Here is a 14,470-nt window from a genome sequence, read left to right as displayed (position 1 = left end):
GACTTAAAATCCTGCGGTGGTTAAACACCGTACCGGTTCGATTCCGGTCTTCAGCACCAAATATCGCGGGATGGAGCAGTTGGTAGCTCGTCGGGCTCATAACCCGAAGGTCGTAGGTTCAAGTCCTACTCCCGCAACCAAATACGGCGGAATAGCTCAGCTGGCTAGAGCATTCGGTTCATACCCGAAGGGTCGTAGGTTCAAGTCCTATTTCCGCTACCACAACTCACAAAGAAATTTGTGAGTTGTTTTTTTATTTAGGGATTATAAAAGTATATTTGCAATAAAATATTACATAAAAACATAAATGTGTAACTTTCTTGAATATATAATAGCATTAAGTGACAAACTTTATTTAATATTTTAAAACCTGCTATATAACTATGGTAGGTTTTTTTATATTATAGCGGATAATAAAATCGAAATGTAAAAAAAATACAAATAAATGTCTCATAAAAAATGTACAAGCATCTCACCTTATGACAAATATTTCCAAAACGGTTTGTTATAATGAAGTCCTAAATATTAAAGGTGGGTGATATGTAATATGCAATACGGAATTGATATATTTCCATACGAAAGACTCAGAAAGGCAAAGGATGAAGCACAAAAGAAAAATGCATTAAATATTAATTTAATTGTTAGAGGAATTGTTTATTTTACAGTAAGCTTATTAATAAGCAGAGTGCTACTGCTTAATAATACTGCGCCATTTGGTATAGCCTTTTTAATAGCTACTATATTTATTAATAATGATAAGATTTTAATTATTGCTACCAGTGGTACATTTTTAGGATATATCACTTTATATGATAGCATAGTGAATTTACCATCATATTTAGTAGTAATAGTTACGATTGCTCTGCTCAGTCATATTTTTAATAAGTTAGAAGTGAAAACTACAGCTCTAGTTAGCATGTTTCTTATTATTATATTTGAATTTTATATATATAATTTTTTTATAGTTCAAGTAAGCTGGTTAATGTCTTTTTTAAATTCATTTTTTCTAGTTTTATGTATCTTCCCTTTATATTTTATTCTGGATTATAGTCTTTTATGCTTTAAAGAGATTAAAACAAAACATATATTTTCAAATGAAGAGATAATAAGTATGTCAATTATAAGCTCTTTAATTATAGCAGGTACGTGGGGACTCAGTGTTTTCAATATATCAATTACAAATATTTTAGGACTTACATTTGTTATAATAATAGCTTATATTAACGGAAGTGGGGCTGGAGCTGCATCAGGAGTTGCTATGGGTATTATTGTAGGAATGTCTTCTGAAAATATGATTATATTTATAGGAATGTATGGCATTTGTGGTTTAATAACAGGTGTTTTTAAAGAAACCGGCAAGTATTTAAGTGTAACATCTTATCTAGTGGCTTTTTCAATAATAAAAATTTATTGTATTACAGGCCCTAAGTTTATAATATTTGAGGCGATTGTAGCAGCTGTGATATTTTTGTTAATACCACAAAAGGTTTATGGGGAATTATCGTTAGAGTTCAATTCAGATAAAAAAAAGCAAAGTATAGAGCAGGGATATATAAATAAAATTAAAGATACATTTGTAGGACGGCTAAATAATTTTTCAGATGTACTTTCTAATATGTCGGATATATTAAATAATTTAGTTGATAATGAGAAGCTTGCAATGAAAGGTAAAAGCAGTGCGTTAGTTGAAAATCTTGCGGATAGGGTATGTAGTAATTGTAATATGAAATCTATGTGTTGGAAAAGAGAATTACATTATACCTACGCCGCATTTGAAGAATTGATTCAGAATTTTGAGAGTAAGAGTAAGAGCTATTGTGTACCGGATGAGATTGAAAGAAAATGTATAAAAAGAACTGCCCTACTTAAAAATACAGAAGATATTGTTAATAAACATATTATAAATGAAATGTGGAGAACAAGACTTAGTGAAGGCAGAGCACTTTTAGCAAATCAGATCAATAATATGGCGTGTTCTGTAGGAGAAATTGTTGAAGACTTTAACTCGGAAATCAAAATAGATAGTCCTATGGAAAAGATTATATGTAGAGCACTAGATAAAAATAGAATTAAGTATAATGATCTTATGTGTTTGAATGATAAAGCAGGAAGATTAAGTATTAAGGTTTCACTTAACACTTGTAGTGGAAGCCAAATGTGTGTAAAGGAATTATTGCCTATTATAAATGGTGTCACAGGGAAGTGTATGTGCGTTAGTGATGAGGGGTGTAGTATAGATATAAAGACTAATATGTGCAAGGTAACATTTGAAGAAACACCTAAATTCCATGTGGTTTCAAATATTGCTAGGCAGTGTAAAGACGGTGAAAAGTTAAGTGGAGATAGCTACAGTTTTGGAAAGCTCACAGATGGAAGTTATATGTCGATTATTAGTGATGGTATGGGTTCTGGTCCTCAAGCAGGGAGAGAGAGTGAGGCTGCTGTTGAATTAATAGAAAAGTTTACATCTGCAGGTTTTAGTAAAATTACAGCTATTAACACGGTGAACTCGATAATGACATTGAGATTTGCTGAAGAAGAAAAATTTTCTACTATAGATTTAAGTAGCATAGACTTATATACTGGGGAAATTGATTTCTTGAAAGTGGGAGCGGTAGCAACATTCTTAAAATCAGGAGACAGTTTAGAAATTATAAAATCAAAATCTCTTCCTATTGGCGTTTTAGATAAGGCAGATATAGACATACAACAGATGAAATTAAAAAATGGGGATATTATTGTTATGCTTAGTGATGGAGTATTAGATTATAATGATGAAAATGTAGGGAGGGTTGATTGGGTAGTAGATTATTTAGGTAAAAATAATTGCAACAATCCTAAGGAGGTAGCTGAAGGATTATTAACAGAAGCAAAAAAATTAAGTGGCAATGGAGTAAAAGATGATATGACAATTCTCGTTTCAAAGATATATAGCTTATATTAAGAACTCGAATGTGTCATAGATATATATATAATTGGGAAAAGTAAATAATGAAGAAACTATTTATAGGAGCCATAAACTCCTTATATAGTCTTCATTTTTTCCTTTTTATAGTAAAAATTTAAAAAATGGAAAATATATATTATTATATTATATAGTAATATGATATAGTAATATGAGATTAAAAATATAAAAACTTAGAAAATAATAAATCTTACGAAAAATAAGTTTGGGAAGTGAAAGTTTTGTCAGAAAAGGTAATGGATTATATAAAAGAAAATTCAATGTTTGAAAAGGGAGATACGGTTATAGTTGCAATTTCTGGTGGTCCTGACTCCACATGTTTGCTCTATATTTTAAATGAATTTAAGGAAGAACTCGGGATTACACTTGTTGGCGCACATCTAAACCATTGTCTTCGAGGGGCTGAAGCTGACAAAGATGAGGAATATGCAAAAACAACTTGTGAAAATTTGAATATAGATTTCTATAGCAAAAAAGTGGATATACATAGAATATCTAAGGAAAAAAATTTATCTTGTGAAATGGCAGGGCGAGAAGTAAGATATGAATTCTTTAAAGATCTTATCATTAAATTGAATGCTGATAAAGTTGCATTAGCACATAATGCTAATGATCAAGCTGAAACTATTTTAATGAGGATAATGAGAGGAACAGGTATCGGAGGAATGGTGGGAATAAGGCCAGTTCGCGATAAAATATATGTAAGGCCCATATTAAGACTTAGTAGAAAAGAAATAGAAAAATATTGCGAGATAAATAACATTAATCCAAGAATAGATAAGTCAAATTTAGAAAATGTTTTTGCGAGAAATAAAGTAAGGTTAGAGTTAATTCCATACATTGAGGAGAACTTCAATAAAGACATAATTAAAGCTTTAAATCGATTATCTGATATTGTTAAAAATGATAATGATTATTTGGAAAGCATTTCTGCAAAAGAATATAAAAAACATTGTGAGATTGGAGAGCGAGGGGTTATAGTAAATAAACGAGCTTTCCTTTTGCATGAAGCAATTATAAGCAGAATTATTAGAAGTGCTTTGCTTGAGGTTAATCATAATTTAAATAACTTTGAAAAAATCCATATATTTAGTATTATTGAGCTTCAAAAACATGAGACGGGCAAACATATGATGTTACCTCATAATATAATAGTTGAAAACTGTTATGGGAATATGCATATACATAGAAATATAAAAGATCATGAAGCTAATAAGAATCAGTATTCTCTAAAGATACACCAGGAAAATTTCATTCGTTCTTTAAACAAAGTATTAAAAATTGATGTTAAATCCAAACTACAATTCACTGAAGTTAAAGGGAATGATTATATTGTATATTTTGACTACGATAAGATATTGGAACCAATAACGCTTAGGTATAGAAAAGATGGGGATAAATTCATTCCATTGGGGATGAAGGGTAATAAAAAATTAAAGGATTTATTTATGGATTTAAAAATACCTAAAGACAAAAGAAATGAAATACCTTTAGTATGTTTTGGGGATGATATAGGTTGGGTAGTTGGATATAGGGTTAGTGAAAAATTCAAGGTTTCAAGTGATACTAAAAATATAATGCGGATTAGAATTGAAAGTGAGGAATAAGAATGAACAATGATATTAAAGAAGTGTTGTATAGTGAAGATGAATTAAGGGATAAAGTTAGGCAAATGGGGGCAAAAATAAGTAAGGACTATTTTGGAAAAGAGCTTATACTTATTGGTGTTTTAAAAGGTTGTGTTGTATTTATGTCAGATTTATTAAAACAGATTACAATTCCTTGCAAAATGGATTTTATGGCAGTTTCTAGCTATGGAAATTCTACTGAATCTTCAGGTGTTGTAAGGATTTTAAAAGATCTAGATATTGAAATTCAAGGAAAGGATGTACTGATAGTAGAGGATATTATGGACTCAGGCGTTACACTTAAATATCTAATAAAGTATCTATCAGCACGAAAACCAAGTAGTTTAGAAATTGTATGTCTACTTAATAAGCCAGAAAGAAGAAAGGTAGATATGGATATTAAATATTTAGGCTATGACGTACCGGATTATTTCCTTGTAGGTTATGGACTAGACTATGCAGAAAAGTATAGAAATTTGCCATTTATAGGAATACTTAAAGATGAAATTTATAAATAGATGCGTTTAAAATATATATTAATTATTAATTAATATATATTTTATTGTCAAGTCATTTTTAATGTGATAAAATTTTAAAGTAATGAAAAGAGAGGGGGGTTTCTAATGAAGAAAATTTCTGGTGCATCAATTTGGGTAGCAGTATTTGTGCTTGTGATTTTTGCATCATTAGCCTTAAGAGAAACTGGGAAAGATGTTAGTTCTATTAGTGTAGATCAATTTCAACAGCATTGGGATAAGAAAGAAATTAAAACTGTTAGTGTAAGAGAAGATAAAACTGTAACAGGGGAATTAAATGATGGAACACAATATGAAACCATAGTCCCATTAGAGAGATTATTGCAAGTTATGGAAAGTAACCCAAATAAAAAGGTTATAGAAACATATATAAAACCGGCGAGCATGCCGATGTGGTTACAAATAGTACCTACACTTCTTATAATTTTAATGCTAGTAGCATTTTGGTTTATGTATATGAAGCAGTCGCAAGGTGGCGGCGGTGGTGGCAATAGAGGTGTTATGAATTTTGGAAAAAGTAGAGCTAAAATAGCAACCCCAGATAAGAAAAAAGTTACTTTTGATGATGTAGCAGGGGAAGATGAAGAAAAGGAAGAACTTGCAGAAGTTGTAGATTTCTTAAAACAACCTAAAAGATATTTAGAAGCTGGTGCAAGAATTCCTAAAGGTATTCTTCTAGTTGGCCCGCCAGGTACAGGTAAGACTTTACTAGCAAGGGCTGTATCAGGAGAAGCAGGAGTGCCATTCTATAGCATTTCAGGTTCTGAATTTGTAGAGATGTTTGTAGGTGTTGGAGCTTCAAGAGTAAGAGATTTATTTGAACAAGCGAAGAAAAGTGCACCTTGTATAATATTTATTGATGAAATTGATGCAGTAGGTAGACAAAGAGGTGCCGGTGTTGGTGGAGGTCATGATGAAAGAGAACAAACTCTAAATCAACTATTAGTTGAAATGGATGGGTTTGGTGTAAATGAAGGCATAATCATGATAGCTGCGACCAATAGACCGGACATACTTGATCCTGCTCTTTTAAGACCAGGTCGATTTGATAGGCATATATTAGTTGGAGCACCTGATGTTAAAGGAAGAGAAGAGATTTTAAAAGTACATTCTAAAGGTAAGCATTTAGCAGAAGAAGTAAAGCTTGATGTATTAGCAAAAAGGACACCCGGGTTTACAGGTGCAGATCTTGAGAATTTAATGAATGAAGCCGCATTACTTACAGTTAGAAGTAACAAAACAGTTATAGAGATGAAGGAGCTCGATGAAGCAGTAACTAGGGTTATTGCTGGACCAGAAAAGAAGAGCAAAGTTATCAGCGAAAAAGATAGAAAATTAACAGCGTACCATGAAGCAGGGCATGCTGTAGTAATGAAATATTCTCCATTATCTGATCCAATTCACCAAATAAGTATTATACCGAGAGGTATGGCAGGTGGGTATACAATGCATCTACCTGAAGAGGATACGGCGTATACTTCAAAATTGAAACTTAAAGATGAGATGGTTGGACTGCTTGGTGGTAGAGTTGCAGAAAAATTAATATTAAAAGATATTAGCACCGGTGCTAAGAATGATATTGATAGAGCATCAGCTATTGCAAGAAAAATGGTTATGGAATATGGTATGAGTGATGATTTAGGACCAATATCTTTTGGAAATGATCATAATGAAGTATTTCTTGGAAGAGATTTGGGCAAAAGCAGAAACTTCAGTGAAGAGATAGCTAACAAAATAGATTCAGAAGTTAAGGCTCTTATTGATGAGGCTTATAGAAAAGCTGAAAAAATTCTTGCTGATAATGTTGGCAAACTTCATGCAGTAGCTCAAGAACTACTCTTAAAGGAAAAACTTGAAGGTACGGACTTTGAAGCAATAATTGCTAGAACAGATGCTGATAATGATACAAATGCAGATGCAGATATAACTATAGCTGTAGATACAGATAAGATTGACTTATCAAAGAGTTAGCAATATTAAAAGACATACAGCAAGTTTTAACTGTATGTCTTTTTTTTATATATTACGTCCAGCGAAGCATGACCACATTTCTATTTCAACATTTGATATGAATTGTGATATAATATAAAGATTGTGATTGTAGGTAATATAAATATTATACATTTTATTATTTTAACCACTTAAGTTGATTTTTAATGTAAGAATTAAGAACAAAAATTTATGTGTACAATGACAGAAATAATTTCGTAAGAGGCATACTTTCTGTTTAATTTATATATAAGGGGTGAAGTATATGAAAAGTGATATAGAAATTGCGCAAAGTGCTAAGATGTTGCCAATACTTAAGGTGGCAGAAAAAATAGGATTAACTGAGGATGATATTGATTTATATGGAAAATATAAATCCAAGATTTCTTTAGATGTATTAAAAAGAAATGAAAATAAAAAAGATGGAAAGTTAATATTAGTTACAGCAATTAATCCTACTCCAGCAGGTGAAGGAAAATCTACGGTTACAATAGGGCTAGGTCAAGCGTTATGTAAACAAGGTAGAAATGCAGTGATAGCTTTAAGAGAACCTTCTCTTGGACCAGTGTTTGGAGTTAAAGGTGGAGCTGCTGGTGGCGGTTATGCACAAGTTGTACCAATGGAGGACATAAATTTACATTTCACAGGGGATATGCATGCAATAACGGCATCTAACAATTTACTCTCAGCGGCTATAGATAATCATATTCATCAAGGTAATGCGCTAGAAATTGATAGCAGAAAAATTACATTTAGAAGAGTCATGGATATGAATGATAGGGCACTTCGGAATATAGTTGTTGGACTCGGTGGTAAGCCTAATGGGTTTGTACGAGAAGATGGTTTTATGATAACCGTTGCTTCAGAAATAATGGCAATTTTGTGTTTATCTGAAAACCTTATGGATCTAAAAGATAGGATGGGCAAAATTTTAGTAGCATATAACATTGAAGGAAGTCCAATTTATTGTAAAGACTTAAATGTTAATGGTGCAATGGCTCTACTTATGAAGGATGCTATAAAACCAAATCTAGTTCAGACGCTTGATAACACACCTGCCATAATTCATGGGGGACCCTTTGCTAATATAGCACATGGTTGCAATAGTCTCCTCGCAACGAAAATGGCTTTGAAATTAGGGGACTATGTTGTAACTGAAGCGGGATTTGGAGCGGACTTGGGTGCTGAAAAATTCTTTGATATAAAATGCAGATATGGAAATCTAAAGCCAGATTGCGTGGTTCTTGTGGCTACAATAAGAGCATTAAAACATCATGGGGGAGTAAAAAAAGATAAATTAAACGAACCTAATATAGAAGCGCTTTCAAAAGGAATAACAAATTTAGAAAAACAAATAGAGAATGTTAAGAAATATGGAGTCTCTGTAATAGTAGCAATAAATAAATTCATTACTGATACGCAGCAAGAAATAGAGTACATAAATGAATTTTGTGGAAAAATGGGTGTTAAAGTAGCCTTAACTGAAGTTTGGGAAAAAGGTGCAGATGGAGGCCAAGAATTAGCAAATAAAGTGATAGATATTCTACAAAATGAAAAAAGTAGTTTTAAAGTTTTATATGATGAAAAGCTCACTATAAAAGAAAAAATACACATTATTGCCACGGAAATATATGGTGCAGATGGAGTAGAATATGGAACTCCTGCAAATAGGCAAATTGCTGAAATAGAAAAACTTGGTTTAGATAAAATTCCTATATGTGTTGCTAAAACTCAAAATTCACTGTCAGACAATCCAAGTCTTTTGGGAAGACCTACAAATTTCACAATAAATGTAAAAGAAGTTAAAATATCTAATGGAGCTGGATTTATTATAGCTTTAACAGGAAGTATAATGACAATGCCGGGTCTTCCAAAGGTGCCAGCGGCAGATAAGATGGATATTTCTGAAGATGGTACTATAACTGGATTATTTTAGAAATATATCTAATCAATTTAATTTAATTTTAATAAGGTTGTTATAGAGTGTATCTATTGCAACCTTAACATTTGAACAAATGGTATTTTTATGAAAATTATTATGATGCAAAACTTCCAATTGAGATTTAACTTGACAAATATGTTCTAGTTGTTAAAATTAGATTGTTAATTTAGGAATATTTAAAATTGATATTTTGTGATATTTGATATGTTATTTCTGTGTCTTTATCAATGAAAATAAATAAAGTGGCGTGCAAGCTTCTTTATATTATATAGGCGGTGTATAAGGTGATTTTAGTTTTAGATGTTGGAAATACGAATACTGTTTTAGGTGTTTTTAAGGGAAAAGAGTTACTTGTAGAGTGGAGACTATCTACTGACGCAAAAAAAACTGCGGATGAATATGGAATTCAAGTAATGCAATTATTTTGTCAGAAAAATTTAAAACCAGACAATATTAAAGGCGTAATAATTTCCTCAGTTGTTCCAAATATAATGTATTCACTTGAACATATGATAAGAAAATATTTTAATTTGATTCCTATGGTTGTAGGACCAGGAGTAAAGACTGGAATAAATGTAAAATATGATAATCCTAAAGAAGTAGGTGCAGATAGAATCGTTAATGCTGTTTCAGCACATGAAACTTATAAAAGATCATTAATTTTAATAGATTTTGGCACAGCTACGACTTTTTGTGCTATAAGTAAAGATGCAAATTATTTAGGGGGAACTATATGCCCTGGTATTAAAATAGCTTCCGAAGCACTATTTGAGAGAGCGGCAAAACTACCTAGGGTGGAACTTATAAAACCAGAAACTGTTATTTGTAAGAATACTGTTGCAAGCATGCAGTCTGGAATAGTATATGGATATATTGGCCAAGTAGACTATATTGTTAGGAAAATGAAAAGTGAAATGATTAATATGGGAGAAGAAGAGCCTTTTGTAGTGGCTACAGGAGGACTCACAAAGCTAATAAGTGAAGAATCTTCTACTATTGATGAGTTTAATCCACATTTAACATTAGAGGGACTCAGAATGATTTATGAAAAGAATAAGGAATAGGTGATTTAATGCAAATATCAAATATCCATTTTGAAAATAATGTTTTTTTAGCTCCTATGGCAGGAATTACAGATATTGCCTTCAGAGGGTTATGCAAAGAATTAGGGTGCGGACTTTTATATACAGAGATGGTAAGTGCTAAAGGATTATATTATGGCAGTAGTAATACAGAAGCTCTTATGCAGATTTCAGATAAGGAGAAACCGGTAGCTATTCAGATATTTGGAAATGATCCTAAGATAATGGCTAGTGCCTGTGAAATCTTTAATACAATGGATGATATATGTATGGTTGATGTGAATATGGGCTGTCCTGTTCCTAAGATAGTAAAAAATGGTGAGGGATCGGCTTTGATGAAAAATCCTAAACTAGCAGCCGAAATAATAAAAGAAATGAAAAAAGTTTCTATAAAGCCTGTTACAGTAAAGTTTAGAAAAGGATTTGATTCCAATGATGTCAATGCTGTAGAATTCGCTAAGTACATGGAGGATGCTGGTATCGATGCTATTGCTGTACACGGAAGGACTCGCGAGCAAATGTATGAAGGTAAGGCTGACTGGGATATTATAAGGGCTGTAAAAGAAAATGTTAGAGTGCCGGTAATAGGCAATGGGGATATCTTTGGCCCAGATGATGCTATAAAAATAAAAGAAATTACTAATTGTGATGCTATAATGATTGCAAGAGGAGCAATGGGAAATCCGTGGATATTTAGAGAGGTTATACAGGCAATGAGCGGAGAAGAGGTTACATACCCTACTGCAATAGAAAAAATAGATATGTGTATAAGGCATTTAGATTTGGCTGTAAGCTATTATGAAGAAATCAAAGCCGTGAGAGAAATGAGAAAACATGCAGGCTGGTATGTTAAAGGGCTTAATAACTGCACAGAAATTAAGAATAAAATCAATACAAAAAAGAGTTATGACGAGGTAAAGCAAGTGCTTTTAGTTTATAGAGAGTATTTGAATGCAATAAATGAATAATTTTAATATTAAAACATGAATTTATATAATTAATCTGAATAAGATATTAGTACATTAATTTATAAGGTGTATATGTATGAAGTCGATTTTATGTGTAAATTCAAATGTAGATAATTGCTATAGTGAATTTGGATTTTTAAGTAAAATTAAAGATAAACTAAAAACAAAATTAATAAGTAGCGAATATATTAAAGAGCTAAATATTAATGTGACAAGTGTTAGCCTACCACCTAATTTTAACAAAAGAGCATACTTGCATAATATAACTTATGCTAAAAAATTATGTAAATGCAGGGAAATACAATTATCGCCCAAGACGCTTAGGCCAATGGATTATAATTATTTTAATGAATTTCAAAAGCGGCTTTTGGGTTTTAGTGTTATGAAAAGTATACAACTTATGCTCAGGATGAGAAATAAAAGCATAAAAAATTCTTGCATTGTGGTATACGATGCCAGCGAAATGATAAACTATAATATAATCGTGGAACTAGCCAAAGAAAGTAAATATATTGTGTTTTTGTCGCGAAATCTTTCAAAGGCTAGAAAACTTGCAGATTATATAATTGCTAACTTTGGTGTATCGCCTATTGTTACAGATGATGAACTCTATGCCGTTAAAATAGCAGATTTTATTATTTCATCTAAAGATTATGAATTTGATCATGGTGAATTAGTATGGCTCTTAGATAATAGTATGAACGTGGCAAAGAATATTATAGCTGTAAATGATGTAAGCTACAATGTACCTTGGAATACTTTAAAAGAAGATTTTTCTATTGAACTTCTAGGATCGATATTATGCCAAATGCAAGAAAGTGATATTGAAAAAGCACTTAAGTATAATGGCATATATCTAGAAGAAATAAAATTCAACAATAATGTAATATATTGGCCTGTTTTGGGCCTAGCATATTGACAATATTAATTGGCTGACTTATAATGTGCTAAATGGTTACATGGATTCTTATTCTAATAATGAGTTGAAGCCCCAATAATTCATTAATTTGAATAAATAATCTTATATTACATAAATTCCGTGAATGTACTATATTTTTAGAATTCAAGAAAAATATTTATACAGTAAGGGAGTAGTGTGTTTGGGTAACGTTATTTTATATCGTATTTTATGAATGTTTACTAACTTATTTAATAAAAATTTAAAAGGGGAGAAATAAATGAGCGGACCAAAACAATATGTAATGACATATGAGGGAATTAGAAAATTAGAAGATGAATTGGAATTTCTTAAGACCGTAAAGAGAAAAGATATAACTGAAAAGATAAAAGTAGCACTTGGTTATGGTGACCTCAGTGAGAACTCAGAATATGATGAAGCTAAAAATGAGCAGGCATTTGTAGAAGGTAGAATAATACAATTGGAAATTATGCTTAGAAATGCAAGTGTTATAGATGAAAATGAAATTGAAAAAGATGTAGTAAGTATAGGGGCAATTGTTAAGGTTAAGGATTATGTGTTTGATGAAGAAGTCGAATTTTATATAGTGGGTTCAGCAGAAGCAGATCCAATGGTAAATAAGATATCATATGAATCACCAGTTGGCAGTGCATTAATTGGGAAAAGAGCAGGAGAAATTATAGAAGTTACGGTTCCAGATGGTGTTGGTAAATACGAAGTACTAGAGGTAAGACGTGGATAGTTCGTCAAAGAAAATATAATTTCCACAGAGTATGGTTTTTATAAAGCATGGTTTTATAAAAAATAAGGGTACTTAACAATATATAATTGGTAGGTGCCCTAATGAAATATATACACATAAGCAATCAGGAGGGATATTAATGTCAAATGAAGAAAAGAACGAAGAGAAAAGTATGCATGAACTTGAATCTAAATATAATGAACAGGTAACTATAAGAAGACGAAAATTAGCTGACCTGCAAGAACAAGGTAAAGACCCATTTGATGTATATAAAGTTGAAAGAACACATACATCACAAGAAGTTAAGGACAATTATGAAAAATTAGTAGGTACGCAGGTTATTGTTGCAGGGAGGCTTATGTCTAAAAGGGTTCATGGCAAGGCTGGTTTTTCTGATGTTCATGATAGATATGGTAAAATACAATTATACATAAAAATAGATGATGTAGGCGAGGAAAAATTAAAAGAATATAAAAGTTTTGACATAGGAGATTTTTTAAGCGTAACTGGTACGCCTTTTGTTACAAAAACTGGTGAAATATCACTACATATAGTGGATTTCCAGCTTATTGCTAAATCTCTAAAACCGCTTCCAGAAAAATGGCATGGATTAAAGGATCCTGATTTAAGATATAGACAAAGAGAAGTAGATATAATAATGAATCCAGATGTAAAAGAAACTTTTATGAAGAGAATTGCAATAATTAGATATATCAGAGAATTTTTGGATAATAAAGGATTTTTAGAAGTTGAAACTCCGATTTTAGCGCCAATAGCAGGAGGCGCTGCAGCAAGACCATTTATGACCCATCATAATACTCTAGACATTGATATGTATCTTAGAATTGCAACAGAGCTATATTTAAAAAGACTTATTGTTGCTGGTTTTGAAAAGGTATATGACATGGGTAAAAATTTTAGAAATGAAGGAATGGATGTAAGACATAATCCTGAGTTTACAATGATAGAACTATATGAGGCTTATGCAGATTATAATGATATGATGGAAATTACGGAAAATATGATAGCTTATGTTTGTGAGAAAATCCATGGAACTACAAAAGTTAATTATCAAGGAACTGAAATAGACTTTACACCACCATGGAGAAGAATCACTATGGTAGATGCAGTAAAAGAGTATTCAGGTGTTGATTTTACACAAATTAATACAAATGAAGAGGCTAGAAAGATAGCTAAAGAAAAGCATTTAGAATTTAAAAAAGAAATTGAAGATTGTACAAAAGCTGATATACTAAATGCACTATTTGAAGAATATGCAGAAGAACATTTAATGGAGCCAACATTCTTATGCGATTATCCTGTAGAAATTTCACCTCTTACTAAGAAGAAGAGAGGAAATTCAGAGTTTACAGAGAGATTTGAAGGTTTTGTATTTGGAAGAGAAGTGTGTAATGCATACTCAGAGTTAAATGATCCAGTAGTTCAAAGAGAAAGATTTATGCAACAAGCAAACGAAAGAGAATTAGGCGATGATGAGGCTTATCTAATAGATGAAGAATTTATGAGTGCATTAGAAACAGGGATGCCACCAACAGGAGGGCTTGGTATAGGAATTGATAGGATGGTAATGTTCTTAACTAACGCTTCTTCAATAAGAGATGTTATCCTATTCCCTACAATGAAACCATTGCAGTAATCTTTTTAAAATAGTAAAAGGGTATTTTAGTTAATCTAAAAT

10 protein-coding genes and 2 tRNA genes are annotated in these 14,470 nt (G+C 31.6%); all 12 read left to right on the top strand.

Annotated features, from left to right (window positions below):
- Positions 1-64 precede the first annotated feature (64 nt).
- The 12 genes from JJE11_RS04995 (at position 65) to lysS (ending at position 14,428) form a co-directional block, all read left to right on the top strand.
- Positions 65-140: transfer RNA gene (locus tag JJE11_RS04995), tRNA-Met, on the top strand.
- A 5-nt stretch (positions 141-145) separates the two neighbouring features.
- Positions 146-222: transfer RNA gene (locus tag JJE11_RS04990), tRNA-Met, on the top strand.
- A 325-nt stretch (positions 223-547) separates the two neighbouring features.
- Positions 548-2,944 (top strand): stage II sporulation protein E, encoded by a 2,397-nt coding sequence (gene spoIIE / locus JJE11_RS04985; protein WP_291633217.1) that lies wholly within the window; start codon positions 548-550, stop codon positions 2,942-2,944.
- Between the two features lie 233 nt (positions 2,945-3,177).
- Entirely contained in the window at positions 3,178-4,572 is a 1,395-nt protein-coding gene (gene tilS, locus JJE11_RS04980) for a tRNA lysidine(34) synthetase TilS (protein WP_366927907.1), read from the top strand.
- A gap of 2 nt (positions 4,573-4,574) precedes the next feature.
- The gene (hpt, locus tag JJE11_RS04975) at positions 4,575-5,111 is read left to right on the top strand and encodes a hypoxanthine phosphoribosyltransferase (RefSeq protein WP_291633215.1); all 537 of its coding nucleotides are present in this window, start codon (positions 4,575-4,577) and stop codon (positions 5,109-5,111) included.
- A gap of 105 nt (positions 5,112-5,216) precedes the next feature.
- A complete protein-coding gene (gene ftsH, locus JJE11_RS04970) occupies positions 5,217-7,100 on the top strand; it encodes an ATP-dependent zinc metalloprotease FtsH (protein ID WP_291633214.1) in 1,884 nt (627 codons plus the stop codon).
- A gap of 283 nt (positions 7,101-7,383) precedes the next feature.
- A complete protein-coding gene (locus tag JJE11_RS04965) occupies positions 7,384-9,054 on the top strand; it encodes a formate--tetrahydrofolate ligase (protein ID WP_291633213.1) in 1,671 nt (556 codons plus the stop codon).
- 290 nt (positions 9,055-9,344) lie between these two features.
- On the top strand, positions 9,345-10,124 hold the full coding sequence (locus tag JJE11_RS04960) for a type III pantothenate kinase (RefSeq protein ID WP_291633212.1): 780 nt from the start codon (positions 9,345-9,347) through the stop codon (positions 10,122-10,124).
- A gap of 8 nt (positions 10,125-10,132) precedes the next feature.
- Entirely contained in the window at positions 10,133-11,110 is a 978-nt protein-coding gene (gene dusB, locus JJE11_RS04955) for a tRNA dihydrouridine synthase DusB (protein WP_291633211.1), read from the top strand.
- A gap of 76 nt (positions 11,111-11,186) precedes the next feature.
- On the top strand, positions 11,187-12,029 hold the full coding sequence (locus JJE11_RS04950; protein ID WP_291633210.1) for a hypothetical protein: 843 nt from the start codon (positions 11,187-11,189) through the stop codon (positions 12,027-12,029).
- A gap of 259 nt (positions 12,030-12,288) precedes the next feature.
- Positions 12,289-12,771, top strand: coding sequence for a transcription elongation factor GreA (greA, locus tag JJE11_RS04945; RefSeq protein ID WP_291633209.1), 483 nt, complete (start codon positions 12,289-12,291; stop codon positions 12,769-12,771).
- Positions 12,772-12,910: 139 nt separating this feature from the next.
- Positions 12,911-14,428: a lysine--tRNA ligase gene (lysS, locus tag JJE11_RS04940; protein WP_291633208.1), complete on the top strand. Its 1,518-nt coding sequence runs from the start codon at positions 12,911-12,913 to the stop codon at positions 14,426-14,428.
- Positions 14,429-14,470 lie beyond the last annotated feature (42 nt).

The organism is Clostridium sp., from assembly GCF_016650095.1.
In the GTDB taxonomy this organism is placed as follows: Bacteria; Bacillota; Clostridia; order Clostridiales; family Clostridiaceae; genus Clostridium_AD.
The sequence above is the reverse complement of the archived record's forward strand: the minus strand, read 5'-3'. Positions and strand labels throughout refer to the sequence as shown.